This window comes from Chitinophaga sp. GbtcB8, from assembly GCF_019091455.1.
Taxonomy (GTDB): domain Bacteria; phylum Bacteroidota; class Bacteroidia; order Chitinophagales; family Chitinophagaceae; genus Chitinophaga.
This window is the reverse complement of the sequence record NZ_JAGXJN010000004.1, coordinates 245,460-272,344: the sequence shown is the minus strand read 5'-3', so window position 1 is coordinate 272,344 and position 26,885 is coordinate 245,460. Positions and strand designations below refer to the sequence as shown.

Here is a 26,885-nt window from a genome sequence, read left to right as displayed (position 1 = left end):
TTATGATAGAAGCACATACTTTTCCCATCCTGCCTCCAACCGCTTACTTCATCTCTTCGTTTCCTCAAAACGGCTGCGCATATATCACCTGCATCAGCGTTTGCCCTACGGCCTGCAAGGTACGGCGGTCTATTACGCTCATATTGTCGTTCTGCGTGTGCCAGTGCGGTGCAAAGTTGCCGTTGGGTTGTAACGCAATAATATCAAAGGTAGGAATATTGGCAATGGTGTTCACATACACATGATCGTCGGTAATGGCGGCGCCATTGCCTTCATAGCGGAAAAAGTCAGAGTAACCCAGCTTGTTGGCTACATCCCAGAAAGCCTTCATTGGCCCCAGGGCATATTGCTGGGAAGCGGCTTCCATAAAGAACTGTGTGCCGCGGCCGCCCACCATATCCAGTAAAATGCCGTAGTTGGCTTTATAACCCGGCACATGCGGGTGTTTGGCCCAGTACTGGGTACCCAGGCAATAGCTGTTCTCTTCCTCGCTTACACCGTAATCTTCTACATCTGTCATCAGCAGGTCTACGCCAATGTTCGGTTTTTGCTGATGGAACTGGCGGGCCAGCTCCAATAGTACGGCTACGCCGCTGGCGCCGTCGTCCGCACCATCCAGCTTTTTGGTTTTGTCAAACGCGTCCTGATCTGCAGTAGGGCGGGTATCCCAGTGGGCCAGCACCAGTATGCGCTGGGTGGCGCCGGGGTTAAACACGCCTACAATATTGGTGCAGGGCAGCTGTACACCTTTAGGACCGGTTACAGTAGTGTTTTGTACATACACCGTATCGGCCAGGGGGCGCAGGGTTTGTATTAACCAGTCGGCACATTTCTTTTGTGCCGGTGTGTTGGGAATACGGGGGCCAAAGGCTACCTGCCGGGCCGTATAGGCGTAAGCGGTATCGGCATTAAAGGCCGGTACCTTTACGGTAGATACGGTGGTGGTTTCGGCATTGTTATCCCCGCTGCTGTCGTTGTTGGAGGAATGGCAGGCGCCCAGTAATAAAGTGGCGCCGGCAAGAATGGTCCAAAATTTACGCATAATTACGATGGTAATAAATTTAAAACAGGCGCCGCTAAAAGGGCGCCTGCAATAGTAGCTTATACAATGCTGTAGCTTACGCTACCGTCTTTTTCATCTTTTAACTGTATGCCTACGCTTAGCAGCTGGTTACGGATCTTGTCGGAGGTGGCGTAATCTTTCCGCAGCTTGGCCTCTTTCCGCATTTCAATCAGCAGCTGTAATGCGCCGTCCAGCTTACTGTTATCCGTTACCTGCGATTCCGGCTGCAGGCCCAGGATGCCAATGAGGTAAGTTTGCCAGGTTTTTTGCAACAGCTGGAAGGTAGCCTCGCTAAGCTCGTGCATTTTTATTTGCCCGCCTTTCAGGGAGTTGATCACCGGGGTAAGCTCAAACAGGTTGGCCAGCACTTTGGCGGTGTTCAGGTCATCGTTCATAAACTCATCACACTCCTGGCACCACTGCAGCACCTGTTTATCCAGCTCCTTATTTACTGCGCTGCCATTGCTTTCATACGTAAGCTTTTGCAGTACTTCATATGCTGCCCATAAACGCTGTAAGCCTTTCTCCGCAGCCTGCAGGGCTTCATTAGAGAAGTCCAGCGTACTGCGGTAATGTGTTTGCAGCACAAAAAAGCGAATGGTCATGGGGCTGTAAGCCCTTTCCAGCAGAGGGTGGGTACCGGCAAATATTTCCGTGAGCTTAATAGTATTATTATAGGCCTTCCCCATTTTACGGCCGTTAATGGTGATCATGTTATTATGCACCCAGTAACGCGCCATCAGCTCCCCATGTGCTATTTCACTTTGTGCGATCTCGCACTCATGGTGCGGGAACTGCAGGTCCATGCCGCCGCCGTGAATATCAAACTGATGTCCCAGGTACTTGCTGCTCATGGCAGAACATTCAATGTGCCAGCCGGGGAAACCCTCGCCCCAGGGGCTGCTCCAGCGCATAAGGTGTTCCGGCGGCGCTTTTTTCCAGAGGGCAAAATCCACCTTGTTATGCTTTTCGTCCTGCGATTCCAGCTCACGGGTGGTTTCCAGCATATCTTCCAGCACACGGCCGCTCAGCATACCGTAATCATACTTTTCCGCATACTTTTTTACATCAAAATACACGGAGCCATTCACCTCATAAGCATAACCTTTGTCTATGATGTTCTGTATCATGGCTATCTGCTCCAGGATATGCCCGGTAGCAGTAGGCTCAATACTGGGCTCCAGGCAGTTGAACTGCAGCATAGCCCAGTGATACAGGTTCGTATACTTCTGTACCAGCTCCATAGGCTCCAGCTTTTCCAGCAGCGCGCCTTTGGCAATCTTATCTTCCGCAGCGCGGCCTTCTTCCTCGAAGTGGCCGGCATCTGTAATATTACGTACATAACGCACCTTATAACCCAGGTGCTTCAGGTAACGGTATACCACATCAAAAGTGATATACGGGCGTGCATGGCCCAGGTGCGACTCTCCGGAAACGGTAGGGCCGCAAACATACATGCCCACATGCCCGGGATATAAAGGGGTGAATACTTCCTTTTGACGGTGTAGTGTGTTATAGATCTTCAGGTCTGACATATTAGAAATATTTCCGGGATTGCAAAGATAAGGATTCGCGGTTAGCGTTAGTAATTAGTAATAGGTTCTGTGATGGCCGGTGAAAGGCCTGCTGCTACTTTTTAAGGGTAATGTTGGCAATAACGGGATAGTGGTCGCTCAGGTCAGAGTTGATCTTACGGAAACTATTGATGGTAAAGGCGTTATTGGGCAATATATAGTCAATACGCAGGGTGGGCGCCAGGCCGGTAAAGGTGCGGCCTATGCCGGTACCTTTTTCCAGGAACGCATCCTGCAGGCCGCCTTTAATGGTAAAATAAGTATAGGAGGCCGGGGTATCATTAAAATCGCCGCATACTACTACCGGGTAAGGGCTTTTCCGGATAAAATCCGCCACAATATCCGCCTGCCTGCCGCGGCGCTGAAAGGCCTCCCTCATTTTTTGCATAATGCCCTTGGTGGCTACCAGGCCGGTATCTTCCTGTTTTTTGATCTTTTCAATGGAGCGGTAATCTTTTTCATTGAACCGGTATGATTCCAGGTGCATATTAATAATGCGGATGGTATCCGGGCTACGCACAATATCCGCATAGATCATGCTTTCACTGAAAGGCCCATCGGTTAGCTTTACCTTATCGGCCCGTATAATGGGGTAGCGGGAGTAAATGATAGAGCCCCAGTGCTGCATGCCATCCCGGTTAAAATCACTGGAAAAATAGCGGTAGGGCAGCTGCATTTCTATGGAAATATCTTCCCGGTTATTGAAGTCGTTCTTTTTTTCTGAAGTGTAAAAGTCCTGGAAGCAGGCAATATCCGGGGCCTGTTTTTTAATCAGGGCAAACATGGCCTGCCGGTTATACTTACTATCTTTTTCGCGGTACAACCCAAACAACCCAACGTTGTAGCTCATAACCGTAAGGCTGTGGGGCGGGGCCGCAAACTGGTTTTGGGCAGAAGGCCAGTGAAAGGCTACAAAAGCAGTCATGGATTTCCAGCCCAGGCCCAGGGCCAGCAGGGATAACAGGCAATACTTTACATCCAATACCAGCCAGCAACAGAAACAAATAATCAGCAGCACCAGTAAGTAAGGGAATACCAGGGTGATGAAACTGATCGGCCACCAGCTTACAGGGGATACCCAGGGCGCCAGGCAGGCCAGCAGGAAAAGGGCTACTACTCCTATATTGATGATCAGTAAAAAACCTTTTGTAAATATTCTTAGGAATCTCAAATTAGAACCAGACTCTTTTGGATAAAGATAGCGAAAAGTGGCCTGATGATCCTATCACTTCTTCAGGGAAAAGCCGGCCATTACCGGAAAATGCTCAAACGTAGCATTGGGAAAGGTTTGATAGCTATGGATGTTAAAATGCGGTTGTGCCAGTATATAATCTATGCGCAGGGTTGGCGACAGGAAAGAAAGCGTACGGCCCATGCCACTGCCTTTTTCCAGGAACGCATCCTGCATTTGCTGGCTAAGCGTGTAGTAGGTATAGGACACCGGCGTATCATTCATATCCCCGCAAACTATTGCCGGGTGCAGGCTTTCAGCGGCTAACCGGTGCAGCAGCTCCGCCTGGTGGGCCCTTGCAGTAAAGGTATTTTTCATTTTAGCTGCCAGGGAGCGCGCGCCGGAAAGGTGCGCATTGCTGCCATCCATTTTTTTAATGGCCTGCAGCTGCGCCAGCTCCGCAGGATTAAACATGTATGAACGCAGCTGCGCGGTGTAGATCCTTACAGTATCGCCATAGATCAGCACATCTGCTTCCAGTATGCTGCTGCCGCTGCCAGCCTCACTGTAATAACCACAGGGTATTTTACGGGCCTGTATTACGGGGTAGCGGGAGAATAATGCGATGCCAAAGTGCCAGGTGTTCCACTGCGTTTTATCGCTGGTAAAGTAGTGATAGGGGTAGCCTAGCTGTTGCTGTATGGCTGCAATATTGTTAGTGAGCTTAGGATCATCATTCGTATAAAACTCCTGCATGCACAGCACATCCGGGCTGGCCTCACGAATGGTGTGAAAAATGGAAGCATGCATTTCCTTATCCAGCTGGTATCCTTTTACACCCATGCTGCTGGTGTTAAAGGTCATTACAGTAAAATTGGGCGCAGGCTGCCGGCCTATGGCCTGCTGCTGCGGCCAGTGCATGGAAAAGCTTACCAGCACTGCATTGTAGGATACGATAATAGCACCCACAGAAAGCCAGTAATACCATTTTTTATAAATGAGCCAGCAGGGAATAAAGGCCAGGTTCAGGAACAATAATATGGGAAACATTAAACCGGCAAAACCGCTGGGCCACCAATGGTGCGGGCTCAGGTAAGGTAACCAGGCCGATGTTAGTAATGCAGTTACCAACAGGCAATTGATCAATAATAATACACGGGGAAGTATTTGCTGAAAAAAATTCATCGTATAGGCGGGGTTAATTCACTATGCAAATTATAGCACAATTAATTAATTTCCAAATGGTTGGATGCCATTACAGCTATACGATATTAGAATAAAAGTTGAATTATTTTTTCAGTTATCCTGTTGTTTGCTGGCCCTTAACAGGGTTTCCTGCTCTTCAGGCGTTAAGGCATGGATGCCCTGGTCATGAATTTTATCTAAAATTTCATTCAGACGCTGTTCCGGCACCGCGCCTACACGGCGGTAAGGATTGTTACCTCCAATGGAATTACCTAGTCTTTTCCTTACCAGCGCAGCAGCTTCCTTATGCTGCTCTTCTACCGGGTTAAACAGGTGGGTGGCTTTGTAGGTAAGCCGGTTTAAACCAGCGCCCCAGTCTTTCCCTTTTTTCCACTGCATCATGTACAGGAAGCCGGTGAGGCCGCCGCCCAGTAATGCGGGGAAATAGGTTTGAGCATCGTCATTAGTGGAGAATATATGAGTGCTGATGTGCAGCGCTACAAACAGGGTAGTAATGATCCATAAGGGAATACCGCGGCCCAGCATGGGGAACAGGCGGTAGTTGGGAGCTACGGTGGTAACGCCAATGGCCAGGGCCATTACGCTGGCAGCAGCACCTATCATGCTGGCCTGCGGTAATATAGGCTCAAAGGCAGGAATGGCGTGCATACCCATTATGTAAAAAATGGCGCCACACAAGCCGCCGTAAATATAGAGCGGTAAAATACGCTGGTGGCCGGCTACGTTTTGCAGCAGGGTGCCAAAGCCCCACAGCCATACCATGTTGCTGAACACCTGCCATACGCTGACATGGGAGAACATAGAGGTAAGCAGCGTCCAGGGGCGGGTAAGCAACCGTGCAGGGTTAGCCGGTAACGAGGCCCAGGCCAGCACATCTTCATTAAACTGGGCAATACTGTAACCTTCCATGTTATAAATAACCCTGGTGAACAGCAGTAATATAAATAGGGTAAGGTTTACAACGAGCAGCTGGGTAACAATGTTCCTCTCCTCTCCTAAGGACAGGCTGGGAATCCGTTCTTTTTCCACCGTTCTCATACTACAAATTGCTTTGTTATAAATTTACGATTAATAAAAATTCCGTCGGTTATTCCGGCTCCAGATCTTCAATAAAATATACCCAAATATAACCCCGCCTAGGTGGGCAAAGTGGGCTACATTATCGCCGGCAGAGTTTTGAATTCCGGAAACCAGCTCCAATACAATCCAGACGCCAACAAAGTACTTGGCCTTTATTGGGAAAAGGAAATAAAGATAGATCAAGCTGTTCGGGAACAAATATCCAAAGGCGAACAATATACCAAAAACCGCGCCGGACGCCCCCAGCGTGGCTGTGTTACGAAAGTCACTGGCAAATTGCTGTACAAACACCCGGGCTGTTTGTATGATCTCCGGGTTACCGGGCGCCTGTGCCAGGGCTATTTTCATACTTTCCGGGTTAAAGGTGCCGGAGCCCAGGTCGTACTTACGATCCAGCAGGGCAAAGTTTGAATAGGACGGATCCTGCAGGAAGGCCTGCACATCGTGCGTAAGGCGCACGTTATCGTACGTAAGCACGCCCATATGGCACATGGCGGCGCCTATACCGCAAATAGTGTAAAAAATAAGGAACCGTTTAGGCCCCCATACATTTTCCAGCGTAGCGCCAAACATCCACAGGGTGAACATATTGGAAAACAGATGCCCGAAAGAGCCATGCATGAAAAGATGGGTAATGATCTGGTGGGGGCGGAACAGGTCTGAGCCCCAGTAATGCAGCGCAAACAAATTCTCCAGCCGGTTGCCCAGCATGGGATGTAATGTTTCCTGTGCCAGGAACACTAAACCGTTAATGATCAAAAGGTTTTTAATCACCAGGGGAAGGATCTCAAATCTGCCGGGCCTGAGTTCGTTCATAGTTTTATCGGATCGTTTATTAGTTGAGCTATGCTATCAGTTATTATGCTATTTTTTTTCCAGCAACACTACGTTCTCAATATGGTGTGTATGCGGGAACATATCTACCGGCTGTACTTTGGCCACTTTATACAAGATGCTAAGCAAGGCCAGATCCCTGGCCTGCGTAGCCGGGTTACAGCTTACGTATACTATTTTAGGCGCGGCTATCTGCAACAATTTGCTTACCAGCTTTTCGTGCATGCCTGCGCGTGGAGGGTCGGTGATCACCACATCCGGCTGCCCATGCAGGGCAAAGAAATCATCATCACAAATATCCACCACATCCCCTGCAAAGAATTCCGCATTTTTTACCTGGTTACGGTCCGCATTTTCTATGGCATCGTCAATGGCTTCTTTGATCAGCTCTATACCGATGACCTTACGGGCTTTGCGCGATACAAAAATACCAATGCTGCCGGTTCCGCAATACAGGTCGTACACAATTTCTGTTCCTGTTAGGGCGGCAAAATCGCGGGTTACCTGGTACAAGGTTTCGCCCTGGTAAGTATTGGTTTGGAAAAAGGACTTGGGGCCTATTTTGAAAACGAAATCTTCCAGGTTCTCTTCCACATATCCCTTCCCGTAGTACGTTTTGGGTTCCAGGTCAAAGATACTATCATTCTTTTTAGGATTGATAGTATAAACGATGGTGGTAATGGCAGGAACGATAGCCAGCAGGTGGTCCAGCAGGGCCTTACGGGCGGTTTCATCCTCATGGTGAATAACCAGGTTCACCATTACCTCGCCGGTGGTGCAGATGCGCACTACCAGGTTGCGCAGCCATCCCTGCTGCGCCCGTATATCATAAAAAGAAAGCTCGTTGGCTTCTGCAAAGGCGCGCACGGTATTCCGGATCAGGTTCACCGGCTCCTGTTGCAGGTGGCAGGTGTGAATGTCCAGCACCTTATCAAACAGGCGGGGTACATGAAAACCCAGCGCATTACGCCGGGTAATACCGCCTTCCTGCGCTATTTCCTGGTTAGTGAGGTAGGCCTTGTTGCTAAAGGTGAATTCCAGCTTATTGCGGTAGCAGGTGCTGTGCGGGGAGCCCAGGATAGGGCTGATGGCGGGCAGCTCCAGGTGGCCGATACGCTGCAGGTTATCTACTACCTGCTGCTGTTTGTATTGCAGCTGGCGGGAGTAGGGCAGCATTTGCCATTTGCAGCCGCCGCATACGCCAAAATGTTCGCAAAAGGGTTCCACCCGCTCGCTGGAGTAGGAATGGATGTGGATGGCGGTACCTTCTGCCCAGTCTTTTTTGTTCTTACTGAGCTTTACATCCACCACATCGCCGGGTACCACCCCGCCTTCAATAAATATTACTTTCCCGTCCTGACGGGCCAGGGCTTTGCCTTCTGCTGCATAAGCACTTACCGGTACTTTTTCCAGTACCACATTTTTTTTCCTCACGGATGCAAAGGTAGTGTTTTTGGTTGCGTAGTCCATAGTCAATGGTCCATAGTTCATAGCATTTGCGTCAGAAAAGTATAACGCCTCACCAGCCGGGATATCATGAGTGCACAGACCACGTCCATTGCCTTGTACAGGATGGAAGGCTTAGGGGTACAAGCGCCATTCATCACGCACCTGGCCCGCCGGAGTAGGCCATGGACCATCGGCTATGGACCATGGACACCCACTATGGACTTTTCATTTTTTACTGCTACATTTACATATCCTAATCCTATGCGTAAACTTTTCTTTCTCATCGCCGTTTTGTGTTATAGCCAGCTGCAATTGCAGGCGCAGGGCTACCAGCTGACCATTAAGTTCAAGCAATATACCAGTGGCCGCATGTTCCTGGCCCATTACATGGGCAAAGGCACTTACCTGGCCGATTCTGCCATGATAGATGCTACCGGCACCGCAGTGCTCAAGGGCAAGGAAGCCCTGCCCGGCGGTATTTATATGGTGGTGTTCCCCGGTAAACAGCGTTATTTTGAAATGCTGCTGGATAAGAATCAGACCTTTTCCATTAGTGTGGACAGTACAGACCTGATAGGTAAAACTGTATATAAAACATCGCCCGAGAACGACCTGTTCCTGGGTTACAACCGTTTCCTGGCCACATTACAGCCCAAAACCATGGCTATACAGGGGCTGCTGGCCAAACGTACCGCACAGGATACGTTACAGGCGCGCCCCCTGCAAACAGCGCTGAACAAAGAGATCCAGGACTACCGCATAAACTTCATAAACAAACACCCGGAATCTTTACTGACCAGCATTTTCAAAGCTATGCGCGAGCCGGAAGTGCCTGCCAAACCGGCCAATGAAGATTCAACCTTCGCCTACCGTTATTTTCGCGGGCATTATTGGGATGAGGTGAACCTGAATGATGGCCGCCTGGTACGTACCCCCATCCTGGAAGGTAAATTAAGCAAGTATTTTAACCAGGTAGTGCCCATGGAGCCGGATTCCGCTATTATAGAATGCGACCGGCTGATAGCCAAAGCCCGCAAGGATAAGGAAATGTTTAAGTATGTGCTGTGGTGGCTTACCTATAACTACGAAACATCGCCCTACATGGGTATGGATGCAGTTTTTGTGCACCTGGTAGAGAAATATTATGTACCGGGTGAGGCTTACTGGCTCACCAGCGACCAGCTGAATAAGCTGATAGGCCGGGCTTATGCCATAGCGCCCAACCTGATAGGGCAGCAGGCCCCGCCGCTGGAAATGCAGGATTCTACTGCCAAACCTCTTTCCCTGTATAGCACCAAAGCTAAATATACCGTGCTGGTTTTCTGGGACCCCACCTGCGGGCATTGCAAAACCGAAATACCCCGCCTGGACAGCGCTTTTAAAGCCAGCTGGCAAAATAAGGGTGTGGTAATGGTGGGTATAAAAACGGACGGTACCCGTGAAGAATGGCTACAGTTCATTAAAGCGCACCAGCTTAGCGGCTGGGTGCATGCCTGGGATCCGCAGGCGCAAAGCAACTACCGCCGCCTGTATGATGTGTACAGCACCCCGGTGGTGTACCTGCTGGATGAAAAGAAAAAGATACTGGCCAAACGCCTGGGTGTGGAGCAGCTGAATGGTTTCCTGGAAAGGCTGGAAAAAGAGCCGGAAGGCACGGTGAAGAAATGATAAAAAAGTAAAGAAGCAGCAATGTCACCCGGATAAACCGTAGAGAAACTACCAATAAAATACCCATTTAATTCCTCATATCCCGCCGCGTTAAAACCCTCCGTATTATATATGGGGAATTCATGCTTTATTACTACTCATCACATATAACAAGGCCTTAATACCAGCGGATCACAGCTCCAGATGCGTGTTGTAACTTATTTACAATCAACTAGATAAATTTTCAAAAAAACTTATTGGCATAGTCTTTGGAATCTCCCTTTCGTAACCAAAAAAGTGATTCGTAACTAAAATTGTGAGATTATGACAAAGAAGTTAATCCTGTCTTTTGCAGCGCTGGCCTTTTCTTTTGCGGCCATGTCACAGGTTCGTGTAGGTGTTAAGGGTGGCTGGAACCTGGCCAATATTTCCACTCGTAATGATGGTTCCACTGATGACAACAAAGCATTATCCAGGTATCACATTGGGGTGATTGCCGATATGCCGCTGATCAAGAACATCCTGTCCTTTCAGCCAGGTGTTTATTACAGCAGCAAGGGAGCCAAAGTGGAATCCGGCAACAAGGACAATCCGTCTGTAGCCGATCCTTATGCAAAGTATACGACCAATCCGCAGTACATAGAAATCCCGTTGAACTTTGTAGGTAAAATTCCTATAGGTGCGGATAGCCGCCTGTTTGCCGGTGTAGGTCCTTATTTTGCGTTTGGGGTAGCCGGTAAGAACAAGTATACCGTAAACACCGGGGTAGCCAAAACAGAAGGGAGCTCCAGCATTAAATGGGATGATGATACCCCGTTTAATACCGGTGATCCTGACCAGGGCCTGAACAAGTACAAACGTTTTGACTGGGGTGGTAACTTGATGGTGGGTGCTGAGCTTTCTCACTTCATAGTATCTGCACAGTACGGACTGGGCTTCAGCAAGATCCTTTCCGGCCAGGACAGCAGCAGTGATGATAAGGCGAAGAACCGCGTGTTCAGTGTATCCTTAGGTTACCTGTTCTAAGCAATTAAGTTTTTTGATCACAGATGCAGGGCAGGCAGCATCTTCATTGAATACACCACGCTAAAACCAAGGTACAAATGCCCCGGCCTGCGGGCGTTTTGCCGAAAAAAACAAATGAAAAAAGTACTCTTATCTGCCGCTGCCATGTTAGTAGCAGCCCTTTCATTCGGACAGGTAAAATTCGGCGTAGTAGCCGGCCCTAATTTTTCCAGCTCCACTGTTAAATCCGGAGGAGACAAGGAAACCAGCGGGCTGATAACCAATGTCAGAGCTGGTGTTACGGTAGACCTGCCATTAGCGGATGAATTCTTTATTGGCACCGGGCTGCTGTACGCAGGTAAAGGTGGCAAGAATAAGGATAACAGTGATTTCAAGACTACGTTGTCCTATCTGCAGGTGCCCATCCTGTTCACCTACAAACCAGAAGTGGGTACCGGCAAGCTGGTATTAGGCATAGGCCCCTACCTGGCCTATGGTATCAGTGGTAAACACAAAGGCGGCATTGGCAACTTAACCGGTGATCTGAAAGCGTTTGATGATGAATCCGGCGCTTTTAAGCTGAACCGTTTTGATGCCGGCGGTACCATACAGGTAGGTTATGAACTGAAGCAGGGTTTGTATTTTGGTATAAATACTGACCTGGGTCTGGTGAATGTAGCCAGCACCAAGGAGATGGCTGGCCAGGATTTCTCCTGGAGGAATACTTCCTTTGGCGCATCTGTAGGATACAAATTTTAAGGCAAGCACAGATATTACCTTCAGATCTGCTGACAAACAGCCCCGGAGCCTGGCTCCGGGGCTGTTATTTTTATGTATCCTTTAGAGATATGTTCTTTAATTATGTATTTTTAGCCCAGCATTCGAATTGCAGTGTTTGTATAATACCCTTAAAGGCTTGGTTTTCACAGTTTCCACCATTACACCATTTATTTAAAGAGGACAGATGCATGAAAAATTTTACTCTATTTTTTCTATTGGCCATATTGGCCGTATTACCCCTGCATGCGCAGCTGAGCGTAGGCTTTCGCGGTGGCTATACCCTGGCTACCATGAACTATAAAGACCCTACTGTTGGTTACAAGAACAATGGTATTGGCCGCCCCCGAAGTATCAACAGCTGGCATGCGGATGTGGTGCTGAATGCGCCCCTGGGCCATAACTTTTACATACAGCCGGTACTGCGGTATATTACCAAAGGCATGGACCTGGATGTGCCTTATGTCAACAGCCCTACCAGCCTGTATATGCCCTGTGCAGACAAGGTGCGGCTGCATTACCTGGAGCTGCCATTGAACCTGGTATATAAAATACCGGTGTCTTTTGGCAAAATTACCCTGGGGGCCGGTCCTTATGCCGGGTATAGCCTGGGAGGGCACTATGATCTTACCATCCGCTACAATGGCCATGTGGTAAGTAACTCGCAGCAGGATATCGGCTTTGATGAGGCATCCAACATTATCTCTACCAACACTTTACTGCGCCGTTTTGATACAGGCGCTAATTTTATGGTGGGCATAGAGTTTAACAGTCTGGTAATGATAAGTGCCAACTACAGCCTTGGCTTAATGGATATTGATAAATCCACCACCAGCAATTTACAGAACCGGTACCTGGGCATTAGCCTGGGAGTGCTGCTGGACCGGGAAGATTATTAGCTTTTTTTTATTGCCTGCAATATTTGTTCAAAGTCCCGTTCCGGCTACGCCCCGCGGGACTTTGCTTTTAAATGATCCGGATACCTATACGATATATATTAATAATATTTTACAGGAACTTTGAATAATTGTTTTTAATAAATTATGAAATTTTACATATGTTGGTTATATTTGCACCGCATTTTTAACCAAACCCAAGTTTTCACATGAAGAAGAATGTAGTATTATTAACGTTAGCCCTGGTAGCCACAACCCTGTCCAGCTATGCACAAGTATCTTTTGGCGTAAAAGCTGGTTACAACAGCGCAACTGTTAGCACTGAAAACAATGATGGTACCAGCAGACTGTCTGGCTTTCATGCAGGTGTAATTGCTGACCTTAGCCTCGCAGAATCATTTTCTTTGCAACCTCAGTTACTGTACAGCGCTAAGGGTATTAAGCTGAAGGATCTTGACATGAACGGGAATGAAACCAAAGTAAGCTACAAGCTGAACTACCTGGAGCTGCCTGTTAACTTCCTGTACAAACCGCAGGTAGGCGCCGGTAAGCTGTTTGTAGGTGCTGGCCCTTACCTGGCATTAGGCGTTGGCGGTAAATTCGGAGACACTAAAGTTAAGTTTGACGGTAAAAAATCCGCAGACATTGACGAAACCGACGACAACGTTCACTTAAAGGCCCTGGACGCAGGTGCTAACTTCCTGGCAGGTTATGAGCTGAAGAACGGTTTACTGTTCAGCATCAACTACAGCCTGGGTTTAACCAATGTTAGCCCTGATGGCGACAAATCCAAGAACAGCTACCTTGGTATCAGCGTAGGTTATTTGCTGCATAGCGGTAAGAAGAAATAATAACCATAATAGTAATATAATACCAAAAGCCGTTTCCCGTAACCCGGGAAGCGGTTTTTTTATGGGGGTGTTATAGGGGGAAAATGATAAATGCCCGTCTTAATAACATCGACATAGGACATTTAAAACAAAAAAGTGTGACAGTATTCGTATATGCCACTACGTTTCCACGTAATGGCATTTTTATTATATAATGGTTTCTACCACATTTTTAATAACATGGGGTTTGCCCAGGGTGTAGTAGTGCAGCACAGGTACGCCAAACTCCTTCAGCTCTTTGGACTGCTGAATAAGCCAGCGGGTGCCTACCTCCTCCACTTCTTTATCTGTTTTACACTTCAGCACTTCAGAAGAAAGCTCATCCGGGATATCCACAAAAAAGGTACGTGGTAATATAGTAAGCTGTTTTTTGCTGGTAAGGGGTTTTAATCCCGGGATAATAGGGATGGTAATACCCATTTCGCGGCATTTGGCCACGTAATCAAAGAATTTCTGGTTGTTAAAGAACATCTGGGTTACAATATAGTCGGCGCCCTGCTCAACCTTTCTTTTCAGGTGCGACATATCTGTTTGCATATTGGGCGCTTCAAAATGTTTTTCCGGGTAGCCGGCCACACCTATGCAAAAGTTGGTTTTTACACCGCTCTGCAGGTCTTCCTCCAGGTAAATACCGTTGTTCATATGGGCCACCTGGTCCAGCAGCTCAATAGCGTAACGGTGGCCATGGGGGTCGGGTTCAAAGAAGGTTTCGTTCTTGGGCGCATCGCCACGCAGCACCAGCACATTATCAACTCCCAGGAAGTTCAGGTCTATCAGCGCATTCTCTGTTTCCTCCCGGCTAAAGCCGCCACAAATAAGGTGGGGTACGGCATCAACATTGTAATGGTTCATAATAGCAGCGCAAATGCCTACGGTACCGGGGCGTTTGCGGATCTCTACCTTCTCAAAAGAACCATCGGCACGCTTTTTAAACATATGTTCACTGCGATGATATGTAACGTTAATAAAAGCAGGCTTGAACTCCATCAGGGGGTCCAGGTGATCATAAATGGAGTCAATACTTTTACCTTTCAGGGGCGGTAATATTTCAAAGGAAATGAGGGTGTCGTTAGCCTTTGCAATATGTTCTGTTACTTTCATCCGTGATGTGTGTTTATTTTTGTGACGGGCAAAAATAATATAATCTTGGGTAAATGGTTATTTTTGCTAAGTTTGAACATATGGTATTAAAAATTCATACAGATCAACTGGTTAAGAAATACCGCAACAGAACGGTAGTGAACCATGTATCTGTAGAGGTTAAGCAAGGAGAGATCGTAGGGCTGCTGGGCCCTAATGGCGCCGGTAAAACCACTACCTTTTACATGGTAGTAGGTTTAATTAAGCCGGATGAGGGACAGGTATTCCTCAATGATCTTAATATTACCAAGCTGCCCATGTATAAACGGGCGCAGATGGGCATTGGTTATTTACCGCAGGAAGCCTCTGTGTTCCGCAAGCTGAGCGTGGAAGATAATATTGCAGCAGTGCTGGAAATGACAGACCTGAAAAAGGCGGAGCAGAAAGAGAAGCTGGAAAGCTTACTGAATGAGTTCCGGCTGCAGCACGTGCGTAAAAGTCCCGGTGATGTACTGAGCGGTGGTGAGCGCCGCCGTACGGAAATAGCCAGGGCGCTGGCTGTAGACCCTAAGTTTATTTTGCTGGATGAGCCTTTTGCAGGTATTGACCCTATTGCCGTAGAAGATATACAATCTATAGTAGCCCGGCTGAAATATAAGAACATCGGTATCCTGATCACAGACCATAACGTACAGGAAACCTTATCCATTACAGACAGGGCTTATTTATTATTTGAAGGCAAGATCCTGAAAGCCGGTTCTGCGGAAGAACTGGCGGAGGATGAACAGGTAAGAAAAGTGTATCTTGGGCAAAATTTCATTCTACGCCGTAAGAATTACCTGGACGAAGCTGCGAAACAACAATAAAACCGGTTTGAAATTTACAGCGTGATGTTAGAATGTTTTACGTAGCCTGAAACAAACATGCTGACATCTGCTTTAAGTCAAACAATCCAAACGAACTTTTCTTAAATTATGAGAATCTTAAGTCCTGCAATATCTCAATTGGCGCGATTGCGTATGGGACGCATAGAGTATTTTATGCAATATCCCCTACAGGTGCAGCAGCAGGTATTCCAGAGTCTGATCAGTGCTGCCCAGTATACAGAGTTTGGTAAGCAATACAACTTTTCCAGCATCTATAAAGTAGAGGAATTCAAACAGCGTGTACCGGTACATAATTATGATTCCATTAAACCCTATATACAACGGGTAATGGAAGGGCAGCAGAATGTATTATGGAATACACCTATTAAATGGTTTGCAAAATCCAGCGGTACTACTGCAGATAAAAGCAAATTTATTCCCGTATCAGTAGAAAGCCTGGATGAATGCCACTACCGCTCCGGGCGCGATGTACTTTCCCTTTACTACAACAACTTTCCGGATTCAGACCTGCTTACCGGCAAATCACTGGTAATAGGCGGCAGCCACCAGGTTAACAAACTATCTACCGACAGCGATTCCTATTACGGTGACCTGAGCGCCGTAATGTTGCAGAATATGCCCTTTTACGGTAACATGATCCGTACGCCGGACCTTTCCATTGCCCTGATGGATGAATGGGAAGAGAAAATAGAGCGTATGGCCAATGCCGTTATACATGAAAATGTAACTTCTATAGCCGGTGTACCTACCTGGACACTGGTGCTTATAAAACGCATTTTTGAGCTAACAGGCACAGATAACCTGGCAGATGTATGGCCCAACTTGGAGCTGTATATGCACGGGGGCGTAAGCTTTACACCGTACCGCGAGCAGTTTAAAAAACTGATCCGCAAGCCGGATATGTACTACCAGGAAACCTACAACGCCTCAGAAGGTTTTTTTGCTGCGCAGGATATTATTGGGCAGGAAGGTTTGCTGCTGTTCCTGAACCATGGCATTTTCTATGAGTTTATGCCCATGGAGGAATATGGTAAGGATCACCCGCGTACCGTGCAGCTGCAGGATGTGGAAATGGGTAAAAACTATGCCATCATCATCAGCACCAACGGTGGCCTGTGGCGCTACCTGGTGGGCGATACCATACAGTTTGTAAGCCTGGCGCCCTACCGGATACGGGTAAGCGGGCGTACCAAATCATTCATCAATGCATTTGGGGAAGAGCTGATCGTTGAAAATTCTGATAAAGCCATTGCCCATGCCTGTGATGTAACCGGCGCTATAGTGAACGACTATACGGCGGCGCCTATTTATTTTAGCGATGCAGGCAACGGCGGGCATGAATGGCTCGTAGAATTTGATGTGATGCCGGGCAGTGTAGAGCAATTTGTTGAGGTAATGGATAAAACCCTGCAATCTGTTAACTCTGATTACGAGGCTAAACGCCATAAAGATATTGCCCTGCGCATGCCGGTAGTGCATGTGCTGCCTAACGGCACTTTTTGTGAATGGCTAAAGAGCAAAGGTAAGCTGGGCGGCCAGCACAAAGTACCGCGCCTGAATAATGAGCGGAATTATGTGGAGGAGATCTTACGGTTTTCGCAAACGGCGAACCTGTAGTAATTAATAATGAAAAATGAATAATTAATAGAAGGGTGGGAAGAAGATGTGTGTTATTATTCATGAGATAAAGCAGCCTATTTTTTAATCTTTAATTGATATTAACAGACACATGAAACTACTGGAGAACAAAGTTGCTATTGTAACAGGTGCCAGCCGGGGAATTGGAGAAGCAATTGCTGAAAAATTTGCAGAACAGGGAGCCCATGTAGCCTTTACATACGTAAGCTCTGATGAAAAAGCCAAAGCGCTGGAGCAAAAGCTGCAGGCCAAAGGTGTAAAGGCAAAAGCATATAAAAGCAATGCCGGTATTTATGCAGATTGTGAAACGCTGGTAGCTGATGTACTGAAGGACTTTGGTAGTATTGATATATGCGTGAACAATGCCGGTATTTCCAAAGATAACCTGCTGCTGCGCATGAGCGAAGATCAGTGGGATGATGTAATGGACATTAACCTGAAGAGCGTGTATAACATGACCAAGCAGGTAATACGCCCTATGATGAAAGCTAAGAACGGCGCCATCATTAACATGAGCTCCATTATTGGTATTAAAGGTAATGCCGGCCAAAGCAGTTATGCCGCTTCCAAAGCAGGTATTATTGGTTTCACCAAATCTATAGCGCAGGAGCTGGGCAGCCGCAATATACGTTGTAACGCTGTGGCGCCGGGCTTTGTAGAAACAGATATGACGCACTACCTGAAAGATGGTGAAGGCGCTAAAGCCTATATTGAAAAAATTCCCCTGGGCCGCTTTGGCACCCCGGAAGATATTGCCAATGTATGCCTGTTCCTGGCATCTGACATGGGTAACTATTTAACCGGGCAGGTGATCAGCGCTTGTGGCGGGTTGAATATTTAGTGGGGCACATTAGCTTAATAAAAAGCGGGTATATCATTGGTTTGATATACCCGCTTTCCTGTTATAGGCAATGGACTTACTTACCCGCAATATCCACCCTGAAAGTTTCAATGCATTTCCGGTCCTGCAGGGTTACATACACGGTTTTCTTATCCTTACCACCAAATACCAGGTTGCTGCACAACTTACCTTTTAAGGGCACTTCGCGGATCAATTTTCCATCTGGTGAAAGCACGGCTATTACGCCTTTGCCATGGCGGCATACATACAGGTTGCCGGCCTTATCGCATTTCATACCATCAAATCCAAAATCAGGAAATTCGGCAAACAGTTTTTTGTTGAAAATATTGCCGGCATCATCCACATCATAACGCCAGATCTTACGCTGCACACTTTCATTGATGTACAGGTTTTTTTCATCCGGGCTCAGGGCAATACCATTGGCTGTGCCCAGGCGGCGCTCCAGCAATACGGGATTACCGCCCTTGTCTATACGCCACAATTGCCCGCTGCCGGCCCGCCAGTTAGGATCGGTGGCAAACAGCTTGCCTTTGCTGGTAATGCAAATGTCGTTAGGCTGGTTAAACTGGCTGGAGTGCACGTATACGCTCACCGCTTTGGTTTTCATATTCACTTCCAGTATGTTATGGCCTTTAAAATCGGCCAGGTACATATTGCCTTCACTGTTAAACACAATACTGTTGGCGGTGCTGCTATCTGCCAGGGTCACAAATACTTCACCGCTGCCATCTTTGGTATTGATCTTGCCAATGGTGCCGTCTTTCTGGAAATTTACCACGTATAGGTTCCCTGCTTTATCAAAATTAGGGCCCTCAATGTTCTGGGAGAAGGTATTCTCCTGCGTAAGGTCCTGTGCCTCAAACAGTGCCGGTTTTTTTTGTGCGCTAACAGTGCTGCTGACTATAACAGCCGCCAGTAATACGATGGTTTTTTGCATGTTATAAATTATAAATAAGCTGCACTAAGCTATATAAATTTATTAGTGAATACAATAATTTATATACCGGCGGAAAGTATCCTATTTTCGCGCCCATGATCCATGTTTCAGCATTCCAGGATTTAGCACACCTGGCCATTCATAAAGTAGGCAATTCCTCACAGGATGAGCCGTTGATCTGTTCCCAGGCGCCGCTGCCCCTGCAGGATGAAACCATTGGCCAGCTGTTGCTGAACTATTTTATACAACCGTTTACCAACAGCGCAGAATACTTCCGTTTTTTTCACGAGGCCGATCTGCAGCTGAATGAGGTATTCCAGTATTGCAAGCGCATTTTTGCCGACCAGGAAAGTTTTTATGAACAGTCCGTGAATATTGCCAAACATTTATACAAACACTCTACCCATCCTAAAATAAAGGGCGGGGAGCTGTATATCACCTATTTCAATAAATGTTTGACAGACGGGGAGGAGGTGCCGGCCATCGGCATTTTTAAATCAGAGAACCGGGATACGTATTTAAAGGTGTTCCTTTCCAATGATAATTACCAGGTGAACTATGAGGATGGTATTAACATTAACAAGCTGGATAAAGGCTGCCTGGTGTTTAATACTGAAGAAGGGGAGGGTTATAAGGTGAGCATTATTGACAGCATCAGCAAACAGAATGAGGCCGTGTACTGGAAAGACTCTTTTTTACAGGTACAGCGCCGGGAAGACAGCTATCACCAAACAGAAACCATGGTGAACATGTGTAAGCTGTTCATACAGGACAAGCTCCCTGCTGAATATGAAATGAGCCGGGTAGACCAGGTGGACCTCCTGAACAAATCTGCCGCTTACTTTAAGGAAAAGGAGCAGTTCCAGGTAGATGATTTTGCACAGGAAGTGCTAGGCCATCCGGATGCCATCGCATCGTTTAAGGAATACCGTGATCATTTTAAGCAGGAATTCCGGCAGGAGATCCCGGATGAATTTGACATTTCTGCACCAGCCGTAAAAAAACAGCAAAAGGTCTTTAAGAGCGTGCTAAAGCTGGACCGCAATTTTCATATATACATTCACGGTGACCGGGAGCTGATAGAGCGGGGTTATGATGAGGCAACGAACATGCATTACTATAAGCTGATGTTTGAGAACGAAAGCTAGGAGATGTGCAGGTGTGCAGATATGCAAATGTGCAGATGAGAAGGAACCAATATGTCTTAAAATGCAGATGTGCAAACGGAGATCCATTTGCACATCTGCATGTTTATAATTTGCACATTATTTCTTTGTTTTATGCCGTGGCGGACGGTGTTTATGATCCCGTGGTTCCCTGGGTTCCCGCGGCGGGTTGTTATTACCATCCTGCTGCGGTTGGCGGGGGCCTTGCTGCTGTTGTTTATGCTCCGGTTTATGGCCACCACCACCTTGCTGTCCCTGGCCCTGCGGTTTGGGTTCCCGGTGCTTTTGCTCATGGCGGCTACGTTGTTCCGGGCGGTTATTGCCATCTGCTTTCCGGGCCTGCTGCTGTTGTTGCGGTTTTTGTCCGCCGGGCTGGCCCTGGCCTTGTTGTTGCTGCTGTGGTTTCTGCTGCTTTTGTTTTTCCTTATCCTTCTGCTTACGCTTATGGGAGGTTTTTTCCAGGCTGCGCAGGCTTATTTGTCCTACCACATCGGCAAAGCCCAGGTCTGTTTCCTTGGGTTTGCTTGCCACTACTTCCACGGCTTTCAGCTCCTCTGGTTTAATACCCTGTTTGTTTAGCTGGCGTATTTCTTTTACGCGGCTAATGGTCAAGGGGTATTGTTTGTTACTGGTATCGTAACTATACCACATGAGGTTCTTGAAAATATCCCGTTTTTGCAGGGTGGCGGTACCGCCGGTAGTTTCTATGGTATCCGCATCTTCCGGGAAATCCTTCAATGCATCCAGGTAGGTATCCAGCTCATAGTTAAGGCAGCATTTGAGGCGGCCGCACTGGCCGGATAATTTGGCCTGGTTTATAGAAAGGTTCTGATAACGGGCAGCCGTAGTGTTTACACTCTTGAAGTCGGTTAACCAGGTGGAGCAGCACAACTCTCGTCCGCAGCTGCCAATACCGCCTACCTTACCCGCTTCCTGGCGGGCGCCTATCTGCCGCATTTCAACCTTTACACGAAATTCCGAAGCGTATAGCTTAATCAGCTCGCGGAAATCCACGCGGTCATCAGCAGTATAAAAGAAGGTGGCTTTCCGGCCGTCGGCCTGGATCTCTACTTCAGCAAGCTTCATTTCAAGCCCTATACTGCGGGCCATGGCCCGGGCTTTAATGAGGGCGTCTTTTTCGCGGGCCTTATTGTCGTTCATACGGTGCAGGTCGTCGGCCGTGGGGCGGCGCAACACTTTTTTTACCTCAGGGGTATCTTCTGCCCGTCTTTTTTTCATTTGCAGCTTTACTAACTCGCCGGTAAGACTTACGGTTCCTATATCAAAACCGCTAATGCCTTCCACTGTTACCATTTCTCCCTTATCGAAGTACTGTTTGGTAACATTGCGGAAAAAATCTTTACGACTGCCATTATTAAAGCTAACTTCTATAATATCAAATGGTGCTAAGCTGTCACCCAAGGGAATATTGGCCAGCCAATCAAATACATTAAGCCTGTTACATCCTCCGCTACTACATCCTCCATTGCTTTTGCATCCTGCTGGCTTCCCGTCCACTCCCGTACCACATCCGGCACAAGCCATATTGTCTTAGTTTAAGTTTTAGTTATAAGTATCTATTCCAGTCCAACCTGTTCCTCACATCCCATCAAAATACATAAATATTTTATAGGATACAAAGAGCAGGAATAACAAAGGTAACCAAAATAGGCCACGAAAGTTCAGATACAGGGGCCCTGGATCAAAAACCTCACCTATGGGGCCGCCCGGGGTGCATTGCCCTTGTTTTAAGCCACCGGCAAAGGTTTGTTACGGAAAATGTATTGCAGGCGTATGGACAGGGCATGGAATAACAGCTTGGCATTGGCATTACGCTCTATATAATAACAGGCGTTATCCAGCAGCTGCATGATCTGTTCCATCTGCTGCAGGTTCACCAGCTTATTCAGCTTGGCGGCAAAATCCATTTCCTCCTCTGAAAAGGCCAGCACCTCCCGGCTAAGGAACTGCAGGCGCAGGCTATGCTCCAGCAGGGTAATAAAATAGCGCAGGAACTGTTTCTGGTTCTCACGCCCCATTTTGGCGCTGGCTATCTGCTCTATCCATTGCTGCAGGGCCGGGCGGTTGCCGGTAAAAATGCCATTCAGCCAGGTACGCAGCAGCTCATGATAATCATCTTCCGCGTTTTGCAGCAGGTACATGGCCTCCCGGTAATTGCCCATGGCAATGGTGGCCACCTGCCGGGCTTTGGCGGGTGCTGCCTTGGCCCGTTCTACCAGCGCATTTACCAGCACCTCTTTTGGCAGCGGGTTTATTTTTATGAGATGGGTGCGGGAAAGAATGGTGGCCAGGATCTGCTCCTGGTTTTCCGCTACCAGTATAAAAAGGGTATTGGCCGGCGGCTCTTCAATCAGCTTTAACAGGCGGTTGCCCTCATTGCCCAGGTATTCGGGCATCCACATGAGTAAGATCTTATACTGGCTTTCAAAACTCTTGAGGCTTAGCTTACGGATAATATCATGGCACTCACTGGCGGTAATGTTACCCTGCTTGTTCTCTGCCCCAATAAACTGCAGCCAGTCATAGGCGTTCCCGTAAGGGTGGGTGCCAATGAACTCCCGCCACTCCGAAACATAATCGGTGCTCAAAGGTTTATCGCCCGGCTTGCGGGGAATAACGGGGTAAGAGAAATGAATATCCGGGTGAATATACTGGCCGGCTTTTATACAGGCGGAACATTGGCCGCAGGCATCTTTTTCCTGTTTGTTCTCACATACCATGTATTGCGCAAAGGCCAGCCCAAGGGATAAGCCCCCGGCCCCTTCCGGCGCCAGTAACAGCATGGCATGGCTTAAGCGGTTCTGCTCCACGGCCTGTATAAGCTGCTGCTTAATAGTTTCCTGCCCTATGATGTTTGAGAATAGCATGTATTAATGTGCTGATGTGCAAATATGCAGCGGCGCAGGTGAATGTTTAACATTCGCCGGTGCTGCAGGTATGCAAATATGCAAATGTTTTCTTTATTATCGGCACACTGCAACGGGCTGCCTATTTTAATGAAGTAAAACAAACATTGCTGAAGGTGCCTTTACCGGTAAGGGTGTGGTTATTGCTTTCAAAGTAATAGCTGCCGCTCATAGTTTGTTTGCTGATGTTCCAGCGGGTAATGGTAATGCTGGAGGTATCGGTATCTGCAAACTTGAACTCGTTGCCGGTTTTAACAGCGGCTACTACCAGGCCGCTGGTAGTGCTGTCCCGGTTCCCCCTAAAGATATAGGTTTTAAGGGGCAGGCTATCGTTATACAAGGCAGCGTCCTGGTACGTGCCGTGCCGGAGGTTAAAGATGATCTTAAAGGAATCATTGGCGGTTTCCATTGTAAGATACTTGCTGCCGCCGGTGTCTGATGGTATACGGAAAAGGGTATTGTTATTTACCTTAAGTGCATAGCGGCTACTGTCTTGCAGGGTAAGGCCCATGTAGTAATTATTACAGGTAAAGGATGGGGTATTATAATCACTTTTACAGGCGGCGTTTGCTCCGCAAAGTAATACGGCTATCAGAAAGCGTATCTGGTTATTACTCATAGCATATGCATTGGATCATACAGCAAACACTACACACCCATCCCTGATTTAGTTTTACAGGATGTGTGTGTAGTGTTATATAAAAAAACGTATCGTCTAAACTGGCAAATAGTTACGAGAGGGAGAAGGGGTCTGTCGCCTGGCTACAATGATTAGTTGTAGTGCTTTTCAATGGCTGCAATCACTTCGGCAGACATGGGCTGTGTTTTAGGAGCAAATACAGCTACCAGGTTACCTTTTTCATCCAGCAGGTATTTCTGGAAGTTCCAGGTTACTTCTTCCGGCTGAAAATGTTTGGCCTTGCTTTCTGCCAGCAGCCATTTGTATAACGGATGAATATCATCGCCCTTTACAGATATTTTAGCCGCCATGGGAAAAGTTACTGCATATTTCTTTGTGCAGAACTCCTGGATCTCTTTATTGGAGCCGGGTTCCTGCGCATGGAAGTTATTGGCCGGGAAACCGATGATCACCAGCTTACCTTCATATTTTTTATACAGGTTTTCCAGGTCGGCATACTGGGGCGTGTTACCGCATTGGGATGCCGTGTTAACGATCAGGATCTTTTTCCCTTTGTAATCGGCAAAATTGATCTTGCCACCGTCAATAGATTCAACTTTGAAATTATAAACCGTTCCGGCCGCTGTCATAAACGCAAAGAGTATGGTAGTTATCAATGTCTTAATCATGATGGTAAGTTTTTGTAAGGCAAAATATGCAGGGTTTTAATCTGGCTTGTAAAGTTAATTATCCTCTATCAAATTAAGCAATTAATTATACCAGCGGCGGGCATCAGCTGCTGGTATAAGCCAGGGTACAAATGCTTACCGTAGCCCGGGCGGCCACCAGTGCCTGGCTGCAGGCTTCTGTAGTGGCGCCGGTGGTAATTACATCATCTATTAACAGCACATGACGGCCCTGTAAGGTATCCGGTTTTTTAACGGCAAATACGCGGGATACATTTTCCCAGCGGGAGGCACGGTTCCGGCGGGTTTGGGAACCGGCATGCTGCATTCTTTGCACGGCATGGGGTAATGCCGGTTTTTGCACCACAGTGGCAATACCCTGTGCCAGCAGGGCTGCCTGGTTATAACCGCGCTGCCTTTCCCTGGCGGCATATAGAGGTACAGGTATAATGCAGTCAATTTCGTATAGCCATGTGCTTTGTAACAGCATATGGCCCATTTGCCGGCCCAGGTGCAGGGCAATATCTTTCCGCTGGTGGTACTTGAACTGGTGAATTAATTTTTGCAGCATGGATGCCTGGGTGTAGTAGTAGGCTGCCATGGCATAACGGATGTTTACACGGCCCCAGAAAATTTTCTCCACCGGATTATGCAAGTGCTGCTGAAAGCCGGTAGCCGGCAGCTTCCGGTTGCAATGCAAACAAAGGATCTGTTCTGTGCGGGCCAGGTCGCGGCCGCAGCCCTCACAGGTGTGCGGATAAAAGAGATGCACCAGCGATGAGAGCAGGGTGTTAACAGTGGTCATGGATATGCGTTAAATCATTATGAAAATAATGATTAACAGGGAGATAGGGAAATGAATGTAAAATCATAAATGTAAAATGCTAAATGTAAAAGTGAATGCAGTACTGCACTGACTTTTACATTTAGCATTGAAAATCTTACATTCTTAGAACAGTTGCTGATATACTTCATCTACCCGGCCTACCGGCGCTACTTCAATATTGAACTTGCCGCTATGCGCGCCCTGTTTGTTATAGCGGGAAATAAAGATCTTATCAAAGCCTAATTTCTCCGCTTCTGCAATACGCTGTTCAATACGGTTTACAGCGCGGATCTCCCCGCTGAGTCCAACTTCACCGGCAAAACAGATCTTACTGCCTATGGCAGTATCTTCATAAGAGGAAAGCAGCGCGCATAAAACTGCCAGGTCAATAGCAGGATCCTCTACCCGGATGCCGCCGGCAATGTTTAAGAACACATCCTTTACACCAAAGTGAAAGCCGCCGCGTTTTTCCAGTACAGCCAGCAGCAGCTGCAGGCGGCGCAGGTCAAAACCAGTAGCAGTACGTTGCGGCGTGCCGTAAACAGATTGTGTTACCAGTGCCTGCACCTCTACCAGCATAGGGCGCATACCTTCCATAGTAGCAGCAATGGCTACACCGCTTAGCTGATCCTCCCGTTGCGAGATCAATATTTCAGAAGGGTTGGTTACCTGCCGCAGGCCATACCCCGTCATTTCATAAATACCCAGTTCAGAGGTGGATCCAAAGCGGTTCTTGATAGTGCGTAAAATACGGTAGGCATAATGCTGGTCGCCTTCAAACTGCAGCACGGTATCTACCATGTGCTCCAGTATCTCGATGCCGGCAATGGCGCCGTCTTTGGTAATATGCCCTATCAGGAATACAGGCGTATGCGTTTCTTTGGCAAAACGCTGCATTTCTGCGGTGGTTTCGCGGATCTGTGAAATGCTGCCGGGAGCTGCTTCAATAAAAGGTGATTGCAGGGTTTGAATAGAGTCTACGATCACCAGCTGCGGGCGCAGTTTTTTTATTTCCTGGAAAATAGTTTGGGTAGATGTTTCTGTAAGCAGGAAGAACTGATCATTCTGGATCTTTAATCGATCGGCACGCATTTTTATTTGCTGCGCACTTTCTTCCCCGCTGATATAAAGTGTAGTGATCTGCGATAGCTGTAATGCATTTTGCAGGAATAAAGTAGACTTACCAATGCCGGGCTCACCGCCTACCAGCACCAGGGAGCCTGGCACAATACCGCCGCCCAGCACGCGGTTCAGCTCTGCGTCACCTGTTATTAAGCGTTCGTCTTCTGTGCTGCTTACTTCAGAGAGGTTTACAATATTATCTGCAGCGGGCGAAAGTTCGGGTTGTTTCCAGCTGCTGTTCCTGAGTGGAATATCTTTCTGGATCTTTTCTTCTACAAATGTGTTCCATTGTCCGCAGCTGGGACAACGCCCGCTCCATTTTGCTGATTCATATCCGCATTGCTGACAAAAGAATGCGGTTTTAATTTTACTCATGCAATAAAGGTAATGGTAAGTTAAATGATTTGAGAAGTGTAAACAGGAAATGAGGATAACAAATAAGCAGTGATTTTATACCGCGTAATGATTTGTAAAAAGAAAAAGAGCCAACAGAAGATTCCGTTGACTCTTTCTACTTACTAACCCATTAAATTCAGGTCTAAA

General features: G+C 47.5%; 24 protein-coding genes. 9 read left to right on the top strand and 15 right to left on the bottom strand.

Annotation, left to right across the window (positions count from 1 at the left end; genetic code table 11):
• Positions 1-64: 64 nt before the first annotated feature.
• The 7 genes from KVT36_RS07635 to rlmD all read right to left on the bottom strand — a co-directional run bounded on the left by KVT36_RS07635 (position 65) and on the right by rlmD (position 8,398).
• Positions 65-1,042, bottom strand: coding sequence for a M28 family peptidase (locus tag KVT36_RS07635; RefSeq protein WP_217602886.1), 978 nt, complete (start codon positions 1,040-1,042; stop codon positions 65-67).
• Between the two features lie 59 nt (positions 1,043-1,101).
• Positions 1,102-2,598 carry a cysteine--tRNA ligase gene (cysS, locus tag KVT36_RS07630; protein ID WP_217602885.1) on the bottom strand — a complete coding sequence of 499 codons (1,497 nt, stop codon included), beginning with the start codon at positions 2,596-2,598 and terminating at the stop codon, positions 1,102-1,104.
• Between the two features lie 94 nt (positions 2,599-2,692).
• A complete protein-coding gene (locus tag KVT36_RS07625; RefSeq protein ID WP_217602884.1) occupies positions 2,693-3,808 on the bottom strand; it encodes an endonuclease/exonuclease/phosphatase family protein in 1,116 nt (371 codons plus the stop codon).
• Positions 3,809-3,862: 54 nt separating this feature from the next.
• A complete protein-coding gene (locus KVT36_RS07620; protein ID WP_217602883.1) occupies positions 3,863-4,993 on the bottom strand; it encodes an endonuclease/exonuclease/phosphatase family protein in 1,131 nt (376 codons plus the stop codon).
• 111 nt (positions 4,994-5,104) lie between these two features.
• Positions 5,105-6,052 carry a rhomboid family intramembrane serine protease gene (locus KVT36_RS07615; RefSeq protein ID WP_217602882.1) on the bottom strand — a complete coding sequence of 316 codons (948 nt, stop codon included), beginning with the start codon at positions 6,050-6,052 and terminating at the stop codon, positions 5,105-5,107.
• Between the two features lie 30 nt (positions 6,053-6,082).
• Entirely contained in the window at positions 6,083-6,910 is an 828-nt protein-coding gene (locus KVT36_RS07610; protein WP_217602881.1) for a rhomboid family intramembrane serine protease, read from the bottom strand.
• Positions 6,911-6,958: 48 nt separating this feature from the next.
• Positions 6,959-8,398 carry a 23S rRNA (uracil(1939)-C(5))-methyltransferase RlmD gene (gene rlmD / locus KVT36_RS07605; protein WP_254639888.1) on the bottom strand — a complete coding sequence of 480 codons (1,440 nt, stop codon included), beginning with the start codon at positions 8,396-8,398 and terminating at the stop codon, positions 6,959-6,961.
• A gap of 240 nt (positions 8,399-8,638) precedes the next feature.
• Between rlmD and KVT36_RS07600 the strand changes: the two genes are divergently transcribed.
• The 5 genes from KVT36_RS07600 to KVT36_RS07580 all read left to right on the top strand — a co-directional run bounded on the left by KVT36_RS07600 (position 8,639) and on the right by KVT36_RS07580 (position 13,553).
• Positions 8,639-10,045, top strand: coding sequence for a redoxin domain-containing protein (locus tag KVT36_RS07600; protein WP_217602880.1), 1,407 nt, complete (start codon positions 8,639-8,641; stop codon positions 10,043-10,045).
• Between the two features lie 303 nt (positions 10,046-10,348).
• The gene (locus tag KVT36_RS07595; RefSeq protein WP_217602879.1) at positions 10,349-11,050 is read left to right on the top strand and encodes a porin family protein; all 702 of its coding nucleotides are present in this window, start codon (positions 10,349-10,351) and stop codon (positions 11,048-11,050) included.
• A gap of 114 nt (positions 11,051-11,164) precedes the next feature.
• Positions 11,165-11,788 (top strand): porin family protein, encoded by a 624-nt coding sequence (locus tag KVT36_RS07590; protein WP_217602878.1) that lies wholly within the window; start codon positions 11,165-11,167, stop codon positions 11,786-11,788.
• Positions 11,789-11,997: 209 nt separating this feature from the next.
• Positions 11,998-12,705, top strand: a complete 708-nt coding sequence (locus tag KVT36_RS07585) for a porin family protein (RefSeq protein WP_217602877.1) — start codon at positions 11,998-12,000, stop codon at positions 12,703-12,705.
• Between the two features lie 206 nt (positions 12,706-12,911).
• The gene (locus KVT36_RS07580; RefSeq protein WP_217602876.1) at positions 12,912-13,553 is read left to right on the top strand and encodes a porin family protein; all 642 of its coding nucleotides are present in this window, start codon (positions 12,912-12,914) and stop codon (positions 13,551-13,553) included.
• Between the two features lie 186 nt (positions 13,554-13,739).
• Here the strand turns inward: KVT36_RS07580 and metF are convergent, their stop codons facing one another.
• Positions 13,740-14,693, bottom strand: coding sequence for a methylenetetrahydrofolate reductase [NAD(P)H] (gene metF / locus KVT36_RS07575; RefSeq protein WP_217602875.1), 954 nt, complete (start codon positions 14,691-14,693; stop codon positions 13,740-13,742).
• A gap of 80 nt (positions 14,694-14,773) precedes the next feature.
• Here metF and lptB point away from each other — a divergent pair, with 80 nt between their 5' ends.
• The 3 genes from lptB (at position 14,774) to fabG (ending at position 18,038) form a co-directional block, all read left to right on the top strand.
• Positions 14,774-15,538 carry an LPS export ABC transporter ATP-binding protein gene (lptB, locus tag KVT36_RS07570; protein WP_089908405.1) on the top strand — a complete coding sequence of 255 codons (765 nt, stop codon included), beginning with the start codon at positions 14,774-14,776 and terminating at the stop codon, positions 15,536-15,538.
• A gap of 174 nt (positions 15,539-15,712) precedes the next feature.
• Entirely contained in the window at positions 15,713-17,176 is a 1,464-nt protein-coding gene (locus KVT36_RS07565) for a GH3 auxin-responsive promoter family protein (RefSeq protein WP_254639887.1), read from the top strand.
• A gap of 112 nt (positions 17,177-17,288) precedes the next feature.
• Entirely contained in the window at positions 17,289-18,038 is a 750-nt protein-coding gene (gene fabG / locus KVT36_RS07560; protein WP_217602873.1) for a 3-oxoacyl-[acyl-carrier-protein] reductase, read from the top strand.
• 76 nt (positions 18,039-18,114) lie between these two features.
• Here fabG and KVT36_RS07555 read toward each other — a convergent pair whose 3' ends face one another.
• Positions 18,115-18,996 carry an SMP-30/gluconolactonase/LRE family protein gene (locus KVT36_RS07555; protein ID WP_217602872.1) on the bottom strand — a complete coding sequence of 294 codons (882 nt, stop codon included), beginning with the start codon at positions 18,994-18,996 and terminating at the stop codon, positions 18,115-18,117.
• 95 nt (positions 18,997-19,091) lie between these two features.
• On the opposite strand from KVT36_RS07555, the gene KVT36_RS07550 reads away from it, so the two are divergent.
• Positions 19,092-20,144, top strand: a complete 1,053-nt coding sequence (locus KVT36_RS07550) for a nucleoid-associated protein (protein WP_217602871.1) — start codon at positions 19,092-19,094, stop codon at positions 20,142-20,144.
• A gap of 117 nt (positions 20,145-20,261) precedes the next feature.
• On the opposite strand, the gene KVT36_RS07545 is transcribed toward KVT36_RS07550, so the two are convergent.
• The 6 genes from KVT36_RS07545 to radA all read right to left on the bottom strand — a co-directional run bounded on the left by KVT36_RS07545 (position 20,262) and on the right by radA (position 26,717).
• Entirely contained in the window at positions 20,262-21,584 is a 1,323-nt protein-coding gene (locus KVT36_RS07545; protein WP_254639886.1) for a regulatory iron-sulfur-containing complex subunit RicT, read from the bottom strand.
• Between the two features lie 326 nt (positions 21,585-21,910).
• Positions 21,911-23,050, bottom strand: a complete 1,140-nt coding sequence (locus KVT36_RS07540; RefSeq protein ID WP_217602869.1) for a DNA polymerase III subunit delta' — start codon at positions 23,048-23,050, stop codon at positions 21,911-21,913.
• A 121-nt stretch (positions 23,051-23,171) separates the two neighbouring features.
• Complete coding sequence (locus KVT36_RS07535) at positions 23,172-23,708, bottom strand: hypothetical protein (protein WP_217602868.1); 537 nt, start codon at positions 23,706-23,708, stop codon at positions 23,172-23,174.
• Positions 23,709-23,860: 152 nt separating this feature from the next.
• A complete protein-coding gene (locus KVT36_RS07530; protein ID WP_217602867.1) occupies positions 23,861-24,397 on the bottom strand; it encodes a glutathione peroxidase in 537 nt (178 codons plus the stop codon).
• Positions 24,398-24,500: 103 nt separating this feature from the next.
• Positions 24,501-25,199 (bottom strand): ComF family protein, encoded by a 699-nt coding sequence (locus KVT36_RS07525; protein WP_217602866.1) that lies wholly within the window; start codon positions 25,197-25,199, stop codon positions 24,501-24,503.
• A 144-nt stretch (positions 25,200-25,343) separates the two neighbouring features.
• On the bottom strand, positions 25,344-26,717 hold the full coding sequence (radA, locus tag KVT36_RS07520) for a DNA repair protein RadA (RefSeq protein ID WP_217602865.1): 1,374 nt from the start codon (positions 26,715-26,717) through the stop codon (positions 25,344-25,346).
• Positions 26,718-26,885 lie beyond the last annotated feature (168 nt).